This is a genomic window from Psychrosphaera sp. F3M07 (assembly GCF_018860345.1).
Taxonomy (GTDB): Bacteria; Pseudomonadota; Gammaproteobacteria; order Enterobacterales; family Alteromonadaceae; genus Psychrosphaera; species Psychrosphaera aquimarina.
Map to the genome: position 1 here is coordinate 53,649 of NZ_JAHKPJ010000002.1, position 19,156 is coordinate 72,804.

The following is a 19,156-nucleotide window of genomic DNA, read 5'->3' on the forward strand; positions in this document are numbered from 1 at the left end:
GTTCAATTAATCTTGGCGTTATTGTCTTTGTTAATAAATAGAGTTTAACCAACAGGTTATAAGTCGGAGCTGAGATGTCAGTTGTTATAAACGTAGAAAAATTAACAAAACAATACAAAGAATTAACGGCTGTAGATGGTATTTCGTTTTCAGTAAAACAAGGTACTTGTTTTGGCTTATTAGGGCCAAACGGAGCAGGCAAAACCACGACCATAGAAATGATGGAAGGGTTAGTTAAAGCGAGTTCTGGTGAGATTCACTTTTTTGGTGAGTTAATTAATAAAAAAACGTTACGAGAAATAGGCATTCAATTTCAGCACACGGCTTTACAAGATTATTTAACGGTGGAAGAAACCATCGACATGTTTTCTGCCTTTTATCCGAGAGTGACTGAAAAACAAACCTTGATGGACCTTTGTGATTTGCATGAAATAGCCGACCGAGATCACAAAAAGCTCTCTGGTGGTCAAAAACAAAGATTATTACTGGCTTTAGCTCTTATTAATGATCCTAAAATTCTATTCCTTGATGAACCCACAACCGGACTTGACCCACATGCCAGACGTAACTTTTGGGATTTGATCAATAAAGTAAAACAGCAAGGTAAAACGGTCGTGTTAACCACGCATTATATGGATGAAGCCGAATATTTGTGTGATGACATCGTCATCATGGATAAAGGCAAAATTATTGCGCACGACTCACCTCAAGGTCTGTTGTCTAGCCACTTTTCCGGTGCCATTATTCGACTGCCAATTGAGAACTTAAAAGATGACAATCCAGAACAATACGGTCGTTTATTTGGTGAGAATCATGTTGATATCGATGCGGAAGACGTAGAGAAAGTGATTTCAGATTTATTAGCTAAAAAGATCTCGTTAGAGGGATTACAAGTGAAATCGGCTAATTTGGACGATTTGTTTATTAAGTTAACAGGGCATCAGTTGTCTGAAAGCGAACAAAAGGAACAAGCATAATGTTATTTTTTAAACGTTTTTATGCCATCTTAAAAGCCAGAAATTTAGAGTTTTTTCGTGACCGTGCATCGTTAGGTTGGAGCATCGTTTTCCCCGTTTTATTATTAGTTGGTTTTGCCATCGTATTTAGTGGCGATGGCAAAGACATGTATAAAGTTGGGGTGTTAAATACACCTGATAAAGAGGCAACATTTTTACAAACTAAATACATCGAATTTGTTGATTATCAAGATACAGAGCTGGCGTTAGGTAAGATAAGACAACATAAGTTGGACTTGTTAGTGGATTATCGTTTGGGTCTTTATTGGATCAACGATACGTCACCTAATGGTTATATGGCCGAACGTTTATTATTGTCAGAACAAAATGACATTGCTAAAAAAGAATGGGTAAAACAAACCGTTACCGGTAAACAAATACGTTATATAGATTGGGTATTACCGGGTATTTTGGGCATGAATATGATGTTCAGTTGTTTATTTGGTGTGGGTTACGTTATTGTTCGATACCGTAAATCAATGGTATTAAAACGCTTAAATGCCACGCCAGTAAGCGCGTTTGAATTTTTAACGGCGCAAATCGTTTCCCGCTTATTCATCGTTATGTGTTTGTCGTCGGTGATCTTTATTGGTTGTGATCTGATCTTCGATTTTTACATGTTAGGCAGTTATTTTGATTTATTTATTATTGCCATATTGGGGGCGATGTCACTTATATCGTTAGGTTTGATTATCGCTGCCAGAAGTCAAAGTGAAGAGTTAACAGGTGGCTTATTAAATATGGCGTCTTGGCCTATGATGATATTTTCTGGAGTATGGTTCTCGTTAGAGGGCAGCCCAGAATTTATTCAACAAATGGCCTACTGGTTACCGCTCACGCATTTAGTCGAAGGGGCACGTTCTATTATGACGGAAGGAGCAAACCTGTACGACTTACGTGAACATATCTTAGTTATGTTGGTCATGACGGGCGTATTTTTAGGTTTAGGTACTTTAATGTTCCGCTGGGATGGTGATGGCCGTTAATAAAGCCTCACCTTTAAATTAAGTATTTGGCTATAAAAGTTAAAATTAATTGTGAAAATCAAGTACCATATGCCGTCTTTATCAGCCCCAGTTATTTGGGCTGATAAACCAACGGTTATCGGAGCTAGCATTGAGTAAACAAATTAATAACCCATTACATGGCATCACGCTACAAAACTTGTTAACAGAACTCGTTGACGTGTATGGCTGGGAATATTTAGCTGAACAAGTGGAAGTACGTTGTTTTATGTTCGACCCTAGTATTAAGTCGAGTTTAAAGTTTTTACGAAAAACTCAGTGGGCTAGAGATAAAGTTGAAGCGATTTACCTGTCCATGTTAGCAGAACAAACAGACAGCCAGACCGAGAACGATTCTCAAAGCCATTCTGAAGACGGATCTCAGAGCCAACCTGAAAGCATAAACCCGTGGGCCCAAAGCTTAAACGCATTATCAAATGACAATAAAAGCTAAGTTGAGTACACAACTTAGCTTTTATGTCGCTTTCAAAAAAATGTTATAACCACTTCTCAAACAATCGCTTATCAATAGACTCAAAGCATTAAGACAATACTTGTTTGATCAAGTGTTTTAACGCCAATGCTTTCACTGGTTTTCTAATAAAACTAAACTGAGCATCACTGCAATGTTGTCTTAACTGCTCTGATGGATCCGCAGAACAAACAATACATGGGGCTGACCATAGGTTGTCCTTAAACAATTCAAGTACTAAGTCCACACCATTGTCGCCATTATCCAAATGATAATCGGCAATCACTAATTGAGGTGTAAAGGGGGCCGTGTTGTTATGCGCCACTTGATGCTGTTGCCAACCTTGCTGTCCAGAAACCGCCGTGACCTCACACCCCCAGCCTTGTAGCTGTTTGGTGAGAGCCGTTAACATTAATTCATCATTATCAATTAATAGTACCGATAACCCACTTAAATCTGAGTTTTGGTTGTTTTGTGCAGCGAGTTTTAAGTCATGCTCGTGGTTTTGTTTTTTAACTACTCTTGGAATATCCACATAAAACACCGAGCCTTTGTTGAGAGTAGATTTAATGCCCATAGATAAATTAAGTAACTTCACTATACGATCAGAAATTGCTAACCCTAACCCTAATCCAGGTTTATCTCGGTTGCTTTCTAATCGTTCAAACTCTTGGAATATCAAGGTTTGTTTTTCAAGTGGGATACCAGGACCGTTATCCCAAACTTCTATTCTTATGGCGTTATTGTGGTGACGAACCCCTAAAAGTACTTTGGCTTTTGTTTCGTCACTTGTCGAGCCGGTTTGTTCATTACCTAGGGGACTGTAATGAATAGCGTTGGCTAATAAGTTTTGAATAACCCGTCGAATTAAACGTTTATCCGTATTCACCCAACAAGACGAATGAACATAACTAAAGGTTATCTGTTGCTGATTGGCTAATATAGCTATTTCATGGCTGAGCGGTTCTAATACATCGTTAATATTAAACGGGCTTAATTCAGGTTGTTGACCGCTACTGTCTAATTTTGATATTTCTACCAAGTCTGACAATAATACTTCAACCACGTTTAATGAGTTTTGGATATGATCGGCAAGTTGCTCACTCGGCGTGTCTTTGACTTGTTGTTTTAACATATCTGTAAATAAGGCTAGGGCGTTAAACGGTTGCATTAAGTCGTGACTGGCCGCGGCTAAAAATCGAGTTTTACTTTTATTGGCCGCTTCCGCTTCTGCCATTGCATGATCAAGTTCTTTTGTGCGTTCAATTACGCGCATCTCAAGGGTTTCATTGGCCTGTTGTAGCGCTTTTTCTGCGGCTATATGTTTGGTGATGTCGGTAAAGGTACTAACAAAACCACCGCCGGGCATAGCTTGGCCTCTTATCTCCAATACGACGCCGTTAGGTAATATACGTTGATAATAATGACTGTTGCCAGAACGCATATGTTCAATGCGTTTATTAATAAGTTCATCGGCGTCATTGCCATTAATAATCCCGCGTTGCACATTATATTTTAGTAACTCTGATATATGTTTCCCGGCTTGTAAAAAGTTTGCAGGGTAACCCAACAACTCTATATAACGTTTGTTCCAAGCCACTAGACGCATGTCTGCGTCAATAATACTCATGCCTTGTTCAATGTTCTCCACACCAGCTTGCAATAGCTCACGGTTAAATTGAAATAGCTCACTGGCCTCATCAACTATGTTGGCCACTTGTTCTAAAGACATTGGATTAACATCATCATCCGAGCTTGTGGCTGCTTTCATTACTAAGCGAGTTGATGCACTTCCTAAAACACTGGATAACTGCTTTTGGCTGTAATCAATTAAATACTGCGGTGCTAATTGGTTTCGGTTCCTGTGAACTCCACTGCGTTCAATCAGTTCGGTGGCAGCATCGTGATTAACAAAACGATGCAATAAATTGAATAAGTCTTGGATGGTTAATTGATAACTAAACTGGCCTTGATGTTTTTTCATAAACAATTCGGCCTGCAGTTTTTCACCAATACTGCGAGATGAATACAAAGACACCACAATAAAAACCAATGTATTGACCAACAAACTCACTATCACGCCATGGGTAACATCATCCAAATAGCTAAAACCAAATAAACTAGTGGGCTTTAACCAAGCTAAATTAAACATGCCATGATTAACCAATGCTGAGTCAGGAAACACCATAGGAATAAATAAGGTATAGACCCATAATAAACCACCCACAATTAACCCTGACAATGCCGCGATAGAGCTGGCTTTACGCCAATATAAGGCACCGATTACAGCAGGGGAAACTTGCGCTAATAAGACAAAAGCCAATAACCCTAAAGTGGCTAAATGACTCTGTTGAGACACAAAACGTTCAAACAAAAACGACAGTAATAACACCAAAGCAATCGCTGCGCGCCTAAAGGTAAGTAATAAACGCGACAGTTGAGTTTTTTGCGCCAAGTTAAATATTTTAAATTTAACCAAACTGGGGGTGATGATGTCGGTGGTTAACATGGTACTGAGTACAATTGCGGCCACAATTACCATACTGGTGGCTGCTGCTAAGCCGCCTATATACACTAAAATACTTAGCCATTCTTGTTGGTGATATAAAGGTAATGTCAGTATATAAGTATCGGCATTAACACTGCCGCCTGGAAATGTGACTTGTCCGGCAATGGCGATAGGCAGTACAAATAAGTTAATTAATAACAAATACACAGGGTATAACCATCGTGCTTTTTTCAGCTCTGATTCGTTGTTATTTTCAATAAACATCATGTGATAAAGCTGTGGGGTGATGAATATGGTCACCATACCCAATAATATTTGGGATACGGTAAAGTAAGCGGTTTGGGTAGCGTCTAGTTGCGACTGAAGCGCTTCTTGTTGCGGTATTTGTTGGTTAAGTAAGTCAGTAAAACCGTCAAATAAATAATAAGTGGTAAACAATCCCACCAAGGTGATGGCAAATAATTTAACAATAGAACTAAAGGCAATAGCAAAAACTAACCCTTGGTTTTGATTATTAATGGCCACGTTACGAGCACCAAACAAGATACTGAATACCACTAATACGATTGTCACTACAAAGGTGGTGCTGATACCTGACTGGTAACTGCCAGTAACGAGATCAAAGCTCTGACTGATTGCCCGTAACTGCAAAGATATATAAGGAATCGTTCCCAGTAACGCAATTAATGACACCACACCGGCAATCATGGGTGCACGTTCATAGCGGCTGGCAATAAAGTCAGCAATGGAGGTTAAGTTTTGTTGTTTGGTGACACGTAACATTTTTAACAGCAGCGGCCATGCCAATACAAAACAAGCTATAGTGCCAACATAGATAGGTGCTAACCACAAACCAGAGCTGCTCGCTTGACCAATGATCCCGTAAAACGCCCAAGAGGTACAACTAACCCCTAACGACAAACTATACACCCAAGGGTTGCTTGCCCACTTTTTATTGCTAGCCTTTTGACCCCAATACGCTACTAAAAATAGTAAAACCAAATAACCAATAGATAAAAATGTAATAAGCCAAGTGTCTAAAGAAAGCCAAATTAACAAAACAAAGACCTTAAAAATGATTGGACTAAAAAAAACGTAAAATAATACTAACGTAGACAGGAGGTTAACACACCGATAATTACGCCATAGTGAACTAAGGTAGTAGTTATTTTTTATCAAGGCTAAGTTAGTCTGCCTAATCGGTGATTAACCCTATTGGAAGTTAGCATATATGAAAATCAGTAATAAATACTTAGTCGAGGGCATTGTTTTCTTTAGCTATGTTTTATTCGCCATGGCTTGGGTTGGTGGAACCGCAAGCATGGATCAAATCATGGCAGAGTTGCATGTCAGTAGTCTAGCATCGGCAAGTTTTATCAGTGGTGCGGTTACCATAGCTAAGATCATAGGCACGTTCTTAGCTGCATGGATAGCCATAAAAATGGGAATAAAAAACGCATTTTTAATGTCCTGTATTTTAGTGTGTGTTGGTGTACTTACGCCCATTGCAGGCAGTTATGATGTATTACTTGTGAGTCGCTTTTTGATGGGATTAGGCGGTGCATTAATGATTGTATATTTTAATCCTATAGTAATGCAGTGGTTTCCAACGGAAGAGCGTTCAACCATAAATGGTTTAAATGCCGTAGCATTTAATATAGGCACCGCTGTCATTTTATGGTCAATGACAGGCATTAATATTGTTACGGGCGGTTGGCAAAATTCATTATTAGTGTTTTCAGGCATCAGTTTATTATTAGCGTTAGCATGGTTGTTTGTTAAGTGGGATAACAATGAAACAACGAGCAGTGCTGCAACTGCCACATCGCCAGATCCTCAAAATACTGTGCCAGAAGCAGATTACAGCTATGCAGATGGTTTAAAAGACCGCTTTAATTGGGTGTATGCATTAACGTATTCAGGTTTGTTGGCTTTTTATATTTGTTTATTTACCTTTTATCCAAAAGCCGGAATTGTTGCCAGTAAGTGGGTTATCGGTTTTGGTATTGTTGGTACTATTGCAGGCATGATTTACAGTAAAAAAATTAAACAACGGATACCTATTATTAGATGGTCTGGTTTAGTGCAGCTTATTACTGTTTTAGGATTATCATTTAGTGTCAATCCAATGATCCAAACGTTATGTGCCATTGTGCTAGGTTTCTTCATCTTCTTTCCAATCACGGCATTGGTTACCATTCCACACGAAATGCCAAAAATGACCAGTCAAAAAATCACTGTAGTTTTTAGTTTGTTTTGGTCTATTAGTTACTTATTTGCAACTGTGGTGTTGTGGGTGTTTGGTAAGTTAGTTGATTTATCAAATGGCGATTTTACCTATGCATTTATCTTGATCAGTATCATCAGTAGCACATTCTTTATTGGTAGTTTTTTCTTGGCAGAAACCAATAAAAAGTCGCAATCGGTAGAGGAATAATTTATGCGCGGAACCTTAGCCCCTCATTTAGAAGAATTTATTGGTCAGCTTAATCAAGCGGCGGAACAAGCCATTAAAGATGGTGTCGTATCTACACCTGAATTGGCACGGACTAACTTAGCCAAATTATCCGCATTTGTAACAAAATCGCCAGATATTGCGTTTATGCAAAATTCTGAGTTAATCATTAAATCACATAATATTCCTGTGCGGATTTATAGTCCTGCACCGGATGAACGTTTACCTGTATTGCTTTATTTTCATGGTGGCGGTCATATGTGTGGTGATACACAAATGTATGATCCTATGTGTCGTAAAATTGCGCTAGCGGCTAATTGTGTAGTCATTAGTGTTGAGTATCGTTTGGCACCAGAACATCCTTATCCGGCCGGACTAGATGATGCGGAACTGGTTCTGCGTCATTATCAAACGTTATTAACCGACGTCGCCTTTAACAATCAAATCATGGTAGGCGGTGATAGTGCTGGTGGAGCGATATGTACCAGTCTTGTCATGCGTAAAGCTCAAGGCGCGGACTTAACTATTGATAAACAAGTTTTGATATACCCAAGTGTGGATTACTCATTTAGCTTTCCGTCCTTCATTGAAAACGGTGATGGTTATTTGTTAACTAAGGCACGTGTACAGTGGTATTTTGAAAACTACTTTCACCAAGGTGAAAGCAGAAAAACAGTATCACCAGTATTTGGCCCATTAGATAATAATGCACCTAAAACGTTAGTGCTCACCACTAGCTGTGATCCTCTGCGAGATGAGGGGATTGCCTACCATAACCGATTGATTGAGCTTGGTGTGTCGTCACAACATTATGAGTTTGAAGGCATGGTGCATGCGTTTATGAATTTAGAGGATTTAGTGCCTGATGAATGTGCGTTATTGTTTGAAAAAATTGGTGCGTTTATTAATAGCTAAAATTTAAAATTTTAGCTCAACGTGTCGAAAACAACTTTTTATTTGTGTTCGTTATCGTTTAATATTTTAGCAATACGGTTGAAGATAATTTCCGATAAATTCCAATAGTAGAGTTCGGAGTCTGTTGTATTGTTAAATTGAATGACAACTGTATCAGTCTCTTTATAATATTTGGCATGGCTTTGATAGCCAGGAATCCAACCGCCATGTTCATACTTATAAATTGAACTATATATTTCCTGCCCACCGTCTTTAAACAATGAACCATCATTTAAGGCACGCAAAAATATACCTACATCTTCTGCTGTTGCGATCATACCTCCATAATTAGATGACTTTATATCGTCCTCAACACCTACATGATATCCCCCCATTACCGTTTCAATATTCACATCATTAAGTGAACCATAAGTGTTGACTAGATTAAGAGGCGTTAATATTTCATCTTTAATGTATTGAAACCTTTCTTTGCCAGTTGTTTTTTCAATCAGCTTGGCAATGAGTAAATAGTTGGTATTTGAGTATTCGTAGTCGCTATTAGGTTTAAAACTAGCTGGTTTGTCTAATATCAGATCAAGAGTTTCTTGGTAACTTCCTGTGGGGTAAGTCCAATAGTTTGGCGTGTCAGTGTAATTAGGAATACCACTTCTGTGTTGCACCATCATTTTTAAAGTAATTTTGTCTGCATTTTCAATGCGAGTTGCAAGCTCAGGAAAGTAATCGGCAAGGGTTTTATCTAAAGATAGTTGATTATTATTGACTAACTTGGCAATGGCCGCGGCAGAATATAATTTATTAATACTGCCTATCTTAAATAAAGCATGAGGGTCTGCGGATATTTTGTCAGCTCTGTCAAACCATCCGGCTGAATAAAACTCAGGCGGCTTGCCTTTTGTTTCCACGTAAACAATTATGCCATCCAAACCTAAATCAACAGCCTCAGTAACTTGCGCTTGAATTGTATTTGGCAATGGTAATAACCAAGCTTTTACCAAGAGCCAAGGTACAAATGCCAGAGAAATTATGGTGCCAAAAAGTAATGCCATCCTAATGTAACCTCGGAATTTATTATTCAATTTATGATTCTCTTTTATGGTTTATTTTTATGATAACAAACCATTTTAATAATTCATGTTTTACCTTGTATGATTTATAAGTGACCAAGGAATGAGGAAAGGTGACAAAAAATTTTAACTATTGATGTGTCCTGCTCTAAAAGGGGAGGAAGTTTAGAGCAGGTAAAGAGTAAGATAATGATAAATAATTGTTATTGTGCCGTCCAAGCGCCGTCGATTGGTAAGGCAGAGCCGGTAATTGATGACGCTGCATCACTACATAAAAACAATATTAATTCACCAATATGATTGGTTTGTGCCATTTGCGCTTTAGGCTGTTTAGCTGTGATTAATTCATGTTTCGCTTGTGCCATATCTATGTTTTTGGCCTGAGCTATATCTTCTATTTGTTTATTGATTAAAGGGGTTTCTACCCAACCAGGACAAATAGAGTTGGCGGTAATGCCGTTATTAGCATTCTCAAGAGCAACTACTTTGGTTAATCCTACAATGCCATGTTTAGCGGCCACATAAGCGGATTTATTCACCGAGCCGACTAATCCATGCACAGAGGCGATATTGATGATCCTTCCCCAGTTATTTTGCTGCATATGAGGAAGTGTTTGTTGAATGGTGTGAAATGCGGATGACAAGTTAATGGCTATGATGGCATTCCATTTATCCACCGGAAACTTATCCACCGATTCAGTATGTTGAATACCGGCATTATTGACTAAAATATCGATGCCGCCCATTTGATTACTGACTCTTTCAATCATGGTGGTGATCTCTTCTGGATCACTTAAGTTAGCACCATCAAATAAAGTGTTGATCCCGTAATCATCGGCAAATTGTTTGGCTAACGTTTCGCCTTCTGATTCAGACATTAAACCATGTAAAACTAAATTTATGCCTTGTTTAGCCAATACATGAGCTGCTGCCAATCCAATACCGCTGGTGGATCCGGTGATCAGTGCATTTTTATTTTTTAACATTATGAACCTAATTTGACATTACTTTTATGATGTTAAGAGTATATCGGTTATACAAATGGTTTTAATTACTACCTTAGGTCAATACGCAAAGTCGTTATTTGATCACCACAGGTGGTCTAAAGTAGCACGTAAAAACAGTAGGTTATGCCAACAAGTTAAACTAAACTTTAAAACACAAATCAACAAACAAACTGTCAAGTAGGGTTTACTGAACACAGTTTATAAAAACAACAATTGTTGACGTCATGTAGGGTGTATAAATCAATGTTATGCCACCATGACACTATTAAGATAATAAGTATAAAAATAAAAAGTTAAAAATACAGAGGGGTTAATTTATGTCGGGTTTTGACAAAGTAGTGAATAGCTACCAAGAAGCCATGGCGGGACTGGAAGATAACATGACAGTCATCGCGGGTGGATTTGGTTTATGTGGCATCCCTGAAGGGTTAATAGCCGAGATTAAAAACAAAGGCACCAAAGGCTTAACAGTTGTATCTAATAACTGTGGCATAGATGGTTTTGGTTTAGGCATTTTATTAGAAGACAAGCAGATCAAAAAAATGGTGTCTTCTTATGTTGGTGAAAACGCACTGTTTGAAAAGCAATTACTGGATGGTGAATTAGAAGTTGAATTAACGCCTCAAGGTACCTTGGCCGAGAAAATGCGTGCTGGTGGTGCCGGTATTCCTGCATTTTATACAGCAACGGGTTACGGCACACCCGTAGGTGAGGGCAAAGAAAGCCGCGAATTTAATGGTCGTCATTACATTTTAGAAGAAAGCATTACTGGTGAATTTGCCATTGTTAAAGCTTGGAAAGCTGACCGTTACGGTAATTGTGTTTACCGTCATACTGCACAAAACTTTAATCCTATGGCCGCTACGGCAGGCAAGATCACTGTTGTGGAAGTGGAAGAAATTGTTGAACCGGGTGAGTTGTCGCCAACTGAAATTCAAACTCCGGGGATTTATGTAGATCGTATTATCTTAGGGTCTTTTGAAAAACGTATCGAAAAAGTAACCACAAGCGATTAGGAGTGACACATGAGTTTATCTAGAGAACAAATAGCCCAACGTGTGGCACAAGAATTCAACGACGGTGATTACGTAAATTTAGGCATAGGCATTCCAACTTTAGCCGCTAACTATGTGCCTGCTGACATAGAAGTGATGTTGCAGTCAGAAAACGGTTTATTAGGCATGGGGCCTTACCCAACTAAAGCGAATGTAGATGCTGACATGATCAACGCAGGTAAAGAAACCGTAACTGCAGCAACAGGTGCAGCTATTTTTAGCTCAGCGGAAAGCTTTGCCATGATCCGTGGCGGCCATGTTGATGTAACGGTATTAGGTGCGTTTGAAGTTGACCAAAACGGAAATATTGCCAGTTATATGATCCCAGGCAAGTTAGTAAAAGGCATGGGCGGCGCTATGGATTTAGTTGCTGGGGCAGACAACATCATAGTTACTATGATGCATGCCAATAAACATGGCGAGTCTAAAATATTGCCAGAGTGTACGTTGCCGCTAACAGGCGTTAACTGTATTACTAAAGTTATTACTGACTTAGCTTATATGGAAATTGAAAACGGCGAGTTTGTGTTAAAAGAACGTGCGCCGGGCGTTTCGGTTGAAGAAATTATATCTAAAACAGCAGGTAAATTAAGAGTGGATGGTGATATACCAGAAATGCAATTTGCTTAGTGTTTAAATGCTTTATCATATTGTGGTGATATGACTTTAGGGATCTGTATCAGATCCCTTTTTTTATGCGTGTTAAATAGAGATCGAGTTTACGCATTGACGTCACGAGCCAAATTAAGTTGTAGTTAATAATAGGCGAGTTGCTAAAAATGCATTTGAGCTGTAATTTATCGTTAAATAAGGCGAGTCCGTAGATTTGTGTAGTTGTTTTTTAACACATCAAGATGCCAATTGAGCAAATAAAATAACTTGTATTGACAGCGTTGATGGAAATGAAATACAAACACGTCAGTGACAATTTTTGTAGGTATTTATTATGTCAAACATAGTTCCATTAGAGTGTTCGTGCAAAGCCGTAAAAGGTCAGCTTAAAATAGTACCTGGTTCATTTTTTCATGTGCAGTGTCTTTGTTGCGACTGCCAGAGTTTTGCGGCACTTTTAAACAATAAAGAGCAAATTCTTGATCAACATGGAGCAACTGAATTAGTTCAAACCTATCCCGCTTATATGAAAATTACACAAGGGCAAGACAAAATTGCTTGTGTTCAATTAAATGAAAAAGGTTTATTTCGGTGGCATACCGCCTGTTGTAATATGCCATTAGCGAACACAATGAACTCATCAACCGTGCCTTTTGTTGGTGTATCAGTAGAACTAATGAAATTTGATAATGAACAGGAAAAATTGGAACTATTGGGGCCAATAACAATGAAAGCATTTGGTAAATATTCAATTGGTGAGATGCCAAAAGATGCCCACGCTCGATTTCCGCTTTCCTATATGCCCAAGATAATCGCTTTTATGTTAAAAGGAATGTTTACCCACAAAAACAGACCTTCTCCGTTTTTTAATAAAAAAGTTCCCGTAACTAAAGCTAACGTTTTACCTTAGTTTATTATGCATCCATCGGTTAAAAAGATAACTGAAGATTATTTTAATACATTGAATGTTGAGGCAAAGACATTAACTAGTTGGTTTTTTTGTGATAATGAAATAGACGCCAATGAGTGTGCAAAGCTAGTTTTGCAAAATATTAAAAAAGCGACATCGCCATCCTTATGGTGGTTCCATGTTAACGATGTAATATTGCCAAACGTTGGTGACCTTAACATAATCACCAACTGGAATGGTGAGGCGCAATGTATTATCGAAACAACAAAAGTTTCTATCGTGCCCTTTAATGAAATCACGGAAGAATATGCCGCTCTAGAAGGTGAAGGCGACAAGACACTAGAGTATTGGAAGCAAGTTCATTGGTCTTATTACCATAGGGAACTTGAAAACACCTGTTATACCCCCCGGGAAGATATGCCGATTGTGTGTTAGGTCTTTAAGGTGGTTTTTACACCAGATTAATTTTTATAAATGGTTGTCGTTTATCATGTTTTATTAGTCAATGAGCATTGAGTAAATGACGGTTAACAATATATTTCAATAACCAATAACCAATAACCAATAACCAATAACCAAGGTGCGCATTAAATGCCTGAAGCCCATCCAGACCGTATTATGTCATTTGAAACCGCAACCGCGTTTGCTCAGTGGCTTGAACTTAATCACGCCACAGAAAGTGAGTTATGGGTGAAAATATTTAAGAAAGGTTCTGGTATTGTTAGTGTGAATTGGGATGATGTTGTCATTGAGTCTTTATGTTGGGGCTGGATTGATGGCATTAAGAAGTCATTAAACGAACAAGCTTACCTGCAACGGATAACCCCGAGGAAAGCTCGCAGCGTGTGGTCAAAACGCAATAGACAACATGTGGAACGTTTGATTGCAGAAGGTAAGATGATGGCGACTGGTCTGGTTCATGTGCATGCAGCACAAGCGGATGGACGTTGGGACAAGGCTTACGCTGTCAGTGAAATGCAAGTGCCTGATGACTTTATTAAGGCGCTAGAAGAAAAACCCGAGGCAAAACAGTTTTTTGAAAGTTTAAACAAATCGAGCTATCAAACCATCTCATATGCTTTATCAAGCGCTAAAAAAGCGGAAACCAGAGAGCGACGGTTTGTTAAGTATATGGACATGATGCTGAACCAACAAAAGCCAGTTTAATCATGTTTGGTTATTAAGGATATCAACTCGTCCGTCGCCCAAAAGCATACGAGGTATTTAAAGAAAATAAACCCAATTAACATTGTTAATTGGGTTTTTAATATATTGCTGAATATTGTAAATGTAACGACTTAATTTACCGCTCCGTTGGCAATTAAAAACTCACGTATCTTTGCTGTTTTAGCACCATTGAGGGGACTTCTTAATTCTTTCCCTCGAACGGTTTCAGCGACAACTGATAAATTAATATCTGCCCCTTGGTCTACTAAAAACTTCACGACGTTGAAGTGTCCTGCCCGTGAAGCACTAATGAGCGCCGTTTCATCATGCACGACTATGGCATCTAGTTGAGCGCCTTGTTGGTACAAATAGTTAACCATTTCCAGATTATTGGTTAATGCGGCTGTAATAAGTGGGTTGCCATCTTGAATACATTCACCATTTACATCAGCCCCACGGTCTAATAAATATTCCACTAATGGTTTATTGTTGTTTTTCACTGCGATAATCAGAGGTGTACCTTCGCCAATAATTTTATGGTTTATGTCCATCCCGTTATCAAATATATGTTCGATTTCAATTAGATTACCTTTAGATAAAATGTGAGTGATTTCATCATTGGTTTTGTTATCCAGAATATTAGCAAAACAAATGCTGGAGGCTAAAAGGCAGACACTAGACATTGCGATTACTTTAAATTTCATTGCTGTTACTTTGCTACCTTTGTTAACAACGGGTGACTGATCAGAAAAAATATTCATTTTTAAATCCTTACTATTATTTAAGTGCTGTTTAGTAGAGTCGAGGTGAGCTGTAAAAAAGTTTGACGTTATTAGAAAGTTAACCGGCGAAGTTATTTTAGGTTGTGAGCGCAGTTGGTTTTGAAGCAAAAAAAAGGCCCTGCGTTGCAGAGCCTGTTTAACTATTAAATCGAGAGATTTATTTATTTCTGACGTTTAAACTCAGACGTTTTAGACCAGTTTGGCCAGTCTTGACTGTTTGCTATTGTATATCCAACTTCAAAGAATAACTGAACGTCTTGCTGTGCGCCCGTTAAGTCCCAGCTTGAGCGATATTTATCACAAGGCTGGTGATAACAACCACGAACGATAAGATTCATTTTTTTACGGTATTTTGCTGTTTCTTCATCTAAAGGATCATTACCGCCACCAGCGTATAATGCTGGCACACCTACTTTGGCAAAGTTGAAATGATCTGAACGATAGTAATATCCTGCTGACGGATTTTTTCCTTTCGTAACACTTCTGTTTTGCTTAGTGGCTGCGGTGGTTAAATAGTCATCCATTTCTGACTTACCTAATCCAGTAACGCTGATATCTTTAACTTTTCCTAACACATTTAAGCTATCCATATTGATAACAGCAACCGTTTTATTAAGGGGTAATACTGGATTTTCTGCATAATAACGAGAACCTAATAACCCTTGCTCTTCCGCAGTAACAGCCAAAATAGTCACTGAACGTGATAGAGGTTGTTTTAACTCCGCATAGGCTTGGCCAATTTCTAAGATGCCCCCAATACCTGTCGCATTGTCGTGTGCACCATTATAAATTTGGTCACCTTTTTTAGTTGTATCCACACCTAAATGATCCCAATGCGCGGTATACATAATATGTTCATCAGCCGCTTTGTCACCCGGTAAAGTCGCAATAAAATTATAGCTTGTCGACTTTTTCACTTTTGATTTAACATCAACTGAAGCCGTTAACCCACCTAATTCAACCGATGTTGGTTTTTTCATGGCTTGTTTTTTTAGTTTATCAAAATTCAAACCGGCTTTATCAAAGATCTCTTTTGCAACTTCATGTTGTATCCAACCTTCAACTGCAACTCGACCTTTGTTACCGTCTTCTTTCCACAAACCATATTGAGGACCTGTCCAGCTATTTTCAACTACCGTCCATGGGTAAGAAGCCGGCGCTGTTTCATGAATAATTATGGCACCTGCAGCACCTTGACGGCTAGCTTCTTCGTATTTGTATGTCCAACGACCGTAATAGGTCATAGTGGTACCTTGGAATAACTCTGGATCGCCAGACTCATAACCAGGATCATTAACAAGAATAACGGCCGTTTTGCCTTTCATGTCGATACCAGCATAATCGTTCCAGTTATATTCTGGTGCGTTAATACCATAACCCACGAAGACTAATTCTGAATTTTTTAACTGTTCAAATTCACTAGTACGACTAGTGCCTGTGACCATATCTTTACGATATTCATAAGCTTTACCGCCAATGGTCAGTACTTGATCTTCGTTACCAACAATCTCAACTAACTCCACGGCTTGTAAAAAGCTGTCGCCATTGCCCGGTTTAAAACCGTATGAAGTGAATTGTTTGGTTAGGTAATCTAGTGTTAGTTTTTCACCAGGACCTGTAGGAGAACGACCCATGTAACGATCGCTGGCAACTTCTTTAACATGTTTGGCAATATCTGCTGCTGTGATTGAATCGTAAGCTCGCTGAAAGTTATCTTCCGCGGTTGCATTAAATGTAGCTAAAACACTGGCAGCAAGAGCCATGCTTTTTATTGTTATTTTCATATTTGACTGTTCCTGTAAATACATTGAATTACATAGGTTTTAAATAAAAGATGTTGGATACTAATTGATTTTTAATAACAACTGTTTGATATAAGTTGGATAAAAGGAGATCCAAAACTGACTTGAGTATAACTATCTGTTTTGGATCAAAATAGACCCTAAGCTCATTTATTTGTTAAAACTTTTTTGTTCACGGTTATCGGTTTACTGTATCCTCTAGTTAATAAAGTTAGATAGGTAATGCATTTACGTTAATTTATGAAAAAATTTGAAACTTTCACAGAATGGACAACCAGTTTTGCTAACCAAGGTTGTTTTGACCATATCAATGCAATGACCGCATTTGACGAGTGGCTAGGTTGGCCAAGTACCGAAGCATTACAAACGTTGCAGCCAGACGAATTAAAAAACTTAAATAATAAAATCATTCAATTTGTGCCTCAGTCTGCAGAGCAAGATTACTCAGCCGTTGCCTACGAAGAATACATTTACGAAACGGGCAAAGTACCTACACGAGAGAAGTCATGGCATGATATCTTTGGTGCTTTATCTTGGTGTATGTTTCCACAAACCAAAGCTACTATTAATCAACTTCATTACGACGACATCAAGCAATTTGGTACACAGCAACGTAGTAGTTTAAGAAACGCATTAACCTTATTTGATGAATGTGGTGTTGTGTTAGTGACAAGCAATCAAACCTTGTTAACCGCATTAAAACAGCATCAGTGGCAACAAGCTTTTGTTGAATTAAGGCACTTATGGCATCAAGCGTCAGCGGAAGGGGTGGCTGTTTATCAGTTTGGCCACGCCAATTATGAAATGTTAACCAAACCATATGTGGGATTGACAGGTAAGTGGTTAGTCATTGATGCCAGTGCTGAGATTGCCGGATTACCACTTAATGTTCAGTATAGATTGGTGGATCAAAAACTAGCCGCTGCGCTTAATAGTGGAGTACTTAACGACAATAGTAACCTTTACCCACTGCCACTGTTAGGCGTGCCAAATTGGTATGACGCGAATGAAGATTTTCGTTTTTACAACAACACAGAATACTTCAGACCTAAACCAAATAAATAGGAAGTGGATATGAAACTATTGTTATCGTTAATTTTTAGTGCTGTTGTTACTACATTTAATCTTAACGCGGCAGTAGCGTTTGAGTTTAAAACAACCACAGAAGTAACGGGCCTTAATAAACCTTGGGGCATGACCATGTTACCCAATGGTGATGTGATCATTACTGAACGAAATGGGCAACTAAGACGTTGGAATGGAGAGTCGTTATCAAACCCAATTCTAGGTATACCTGAGGTACTCGACGGCGGGCAGGGCGGCATGTTAGATGTAAAAGCCCATCCTGATTTTGCTAATAACCAAATGTTATATTTTACCTATGCCGCAGGAACAAATAGCCAAAATGGGACTCATTTAGCTAGAGCCAAGTTAACAGACAATGTGTTATCAAATGTTGAAGTATTATTCAAACCTTCCTTTTTAAAACGCAGCAGTTATCACTTTGCTGGCAGGATAGAATTTCTACCTGATGATACTTTAGTGTTTGGTGTGGGTGATGGTTACAGTTATAAAGAACATGCTCAGGACTTAACCAGTCATTTAGGTAAACTTATCCGTTTAAATGACGATGGAACCATTCCAAGTGATAACCCATTTATAAAACAAAAAGATGCTCAACCAGAAATATACACTTATGGTCACCGTAATCCACAAGGCTTAGCTTTTGACATTAAACGGAACATTCTATTTTCCAATGAACATGGACCTAAAGGCGGCGATGAAGTAAACATTATTAAACCTAGCTTAAATTACGGTTGGCCAGAGATCACCTATGGGGTGGATTATTCAGGTGAGATCATAAGTAAATACTGGTCAAAACCTCATATGGAACAACCTCTAGTGAATTGGACTCCATCAATAGCACCGTCTTCTATTGTGGTGTATTACGGTAACGCTTTCCCACTATTAAATGGGCATCTATTAAATACCGCATTAAAGTTCCAAGAGTTGCGGTTGGTAGAGTTGACTAATTCAGTAATTAAAAACGGCGTAAGTGAAGTTCAAATAATGAGCGAAACTACGTATTTAAAAGAATTAAAAGAACGTTTTCGTGATATTGAGTTGGATAATGAAGGCAATATTTACCTACTGACGGACAGTGGTAAGTTAATAAAATTAGAACCGAAATAGTGGTGAGTTATAAGAATGGCTGCGCCACAAGCTATAAGCTTTAAGTAAAAACAATTAAATAAATCCTTTTTACTTTTGTGGAGTTACATCAGCCTCTCGCAACTGGTTTTTCCGAACCTCCAGACACAAAAAAACTTGAAAAGAGTATCAACTCAATTCAAGCTTTTTTTGCTTACAGCTTACAGCTTACAGC

The 19,156-nt window shown here is 38.5% G+C and carries 17 protein-coding genes; 12 read left to right on the plus strand and 5 right to left on the minus strand.

Annotation, left to right across the window (positions count from 1 at the left end):
* Positions 1–74: 74 nt before the first annotated feature.
* The 3 genes from KO505_RS00550 to KO505_RS00560 all read left to right on the plus strand — a co-directional run bounded on the left by KO505_RS00550 (position 75) and on the right by KO505_RS00560 (position 2,474).
* Positions 75–977, plus strand: coding sequence for an ABC transporter ATP-binding protein (locus KO505_RS00550; RefSeq protein WP_216053486.1), 903 nt, complete (start codon positions 75–77; stop codon positions 975–977).
* Positions 977–2,002, plus strand: a complete 1,026-nt coding sequence (locus KO505_RS00555) for an ABC transporter permease (protein ID WP_216053487.1) — start codon at positions 977–979, stop codon at positions 2,000–2,002. Before KO505_RS00550 ends, KO505_RS00555 begins: the two co-directional genes overlap by 1 nt.
* A gap of 130 nt (positions 2,003–2,132) precedes the next feature.
* The gene (locus KO505_RS00560; protein WP_216053488.1) at positions 2,133–2,474 is read left to right on the plus strand and encodes a VF530 family DNA-binding protein; all 342 of its coding nucleotides are present in this window, start codon (positions 2,133–2,135) and stop codon (positions 2,472–2,474) included.
* An 88-nt stretch (positions 2,475–2,562) separates the two neighbouring features.
* Here KO505_RS00560 and KO505_RS00565 read toward each other — a convergent pair whose 3' ends face one another.
* Positions 2,563–6,060: a PAS domain-containing hybrid sensor histidine kinase/response regulator gene (locus KO505_RS00565; protein ID WP_216053489.1), complete on the minus strand. Its 3,498-nt coding sequence runs from the start codon at positions 6,058–6,060 to the stop codon at positions 2,563–2,565.
* A gap of 172 nt (positions 6,061–6,232) precedes the next feature.
* Between KO505_RS00565 and KO505_RS00570 the strand changes: the two genes are divergently transcribed.
* Positions 6,233–7,438 (plus strand): CynX/NimT family MFS transporter, encoded by a 1,206-nt coding sequence (locus tag KO505_RS00570; protein ID WP_216053490.1) that lies wholly within the window; start codon positions 6,233–6,235, stop codon positions 7,436–7,438.
* A gap of 3 nt (positions 7,439–7,441) precedes the next feature.
* Positions 7,442–8,371 (plus strand): alpha/beta hydrolase, encoded by a 930-nt coding sequence (locus KO505_RS00575; protein WP_216053491.1) that lies wholly within the window; start codon positions 7,442–7,444, stop codon positions 8,369–8,371.
* A gap of 38 nt (positions 8,372–8,409) precedes the next feature.
* Here KO505_RS00575 and KO505_RS00580 read toward each other — a convergent pair whose 3' ends face one another.
* Together KO505_RS00580 and KO505_RS00585 are read right to left on the minus strand one after the other, a co-directional pair.
* Complete coding sequence (locus KO505_RS00580; RefSeq protein ID WP_216053492.1) at positions 8,410–9,417, minus strand: serine hydrolase; 1,008 nt, start codon at positions 9,415–9,417, stop codon at positions 8,410–8,412.
* 221 nt (positions 9,418–9,638) lie between these two features.
* A complete protein-coding gene (locus KO505_RS00585; RefSeq protein WP_252731575.1) occupies positions 9,639–10,421 on the minus strand; it encodes a 3-hydroxybutyrate dehydrogenase in 783 nt (260 codons plus the stop codon).
* Between the two features lie 338 nt (positions 10,422–10,759).
* On the opposite strand from KO505_RS00585, the gene KO505_RS00590 reads away from it, so the two are divergent.
* From KO505_RS00590 to KO505_RS00610, 5 genes are all read left to right on the plus strand, one after another.
* On the plus strand, positions 10,760–11,458 hold the full coding sequence (locus tag KO505_RS00590) for a CoA transferase subunit A (protein WP_216053493.1): 699 nt from the start codon (positions 10,760–10,762) through the stop codon (positions 11,456–11,458).
* A gap of 9 nt (positions 11,459–11,467) precedes the next feature.
* Entirely contained in the window at positions 11,468–12,127 is a 660-nt protein-coding gene (locus KO505_RS00595) for a CoA transferase subunit B (protein ID WP_216053494.1), read from the plus strand.
* A 316-nt stretch (positions 12,128–12,443) separates the two neighbouring features.
* Positions 12,444–13,019, plus strand: coding sequence for a DUF6151 family protein (locus tag KO505_RS00600; RefSeq protein ID WP_216053495.1), 576 nt, complete (start codon positions 12,444–12,446; stop codon positions 13,017–13,019).
* Between the two features lie 6 nt (positions 13,020–13,025).
* A complete protein-coding gene (locus KO505_RS00605) occupies positions 13,026–13,454 on the plus strand; it encodes an ASCH domain-containing protein (protein ID WP_216053496.1) in 429 nt (142 codons plus the stop codon).
* Positions 13,455–13,610: 156 nt separating this feature from the next.
* Positions 13,611–14,186: a YdeI family protein gene (locus tag KO505_RS00610; protein WP_216053497.1), complete on the plus strand. Its 576-nt coding sequence runs from the start codon at positions 13,611–13,613 to the stop codon at positions 14,184–14,186.
* A 131-nt stretch (positions 14,187–14,317) separates the two neighbouring features.
* Here KO505_RS00610 and KO505_RS00615 read toward each other — a convergent pair whose 3' ends face one another.
* Entirely contained in the window at positions 14,318–14,947 is a 630-nt protein-coding gene (locus tag KO505_RS00615; protein WP_216053498.1) for an ankyrin repeat domain-containing protein, read from the minus strand.
* Between the two features lie 182 nt (positions 14,948–15,129).
* A complete protein-coding gene (locus KO505_RS00620) occupies positions 15,130–16,752 on the minus strand; it encodes a M28 family metallopeptidase (protein ID WP_216053499.1) in 1,623 nt (540 codons plus the stop codon).
* Between the two features lie 258 nt (positions 16,753–17,010).
* On the opposite strand from KO505_RS00620, the gene KO505_RS00625 reads away from it, so the two are divergent.
* Both KO505_RS00625 and KO505_RS00630 read left to right on the plus strand, forming a co-directional pair.
* Entirely contained in the window at positions 17,011–17,835 is an 825-nt protein-coding gene (locus tag KO505_RS00625; protein ID WP_216053500.1) for a DUF3025 domain-containing protein, read from the plus strand.
* A 9-nt stretch (positions 17,836–17,844) separates the two neighbouring features.
* Positions 17,845–18,963 (plus strand): PQQ-dependent sugar dehydrogenase, encoded by a 1,119-nt coding sequence (locus tag KO505_RS00630; RefSeq protein ID WP_216053501.1) that lies wholly within the window; start codon positions 17,845–17,847, stop codon positions 18,961–18,963.
* Positions 18,964–19,156: the final 193 nt, after the last annotated feature.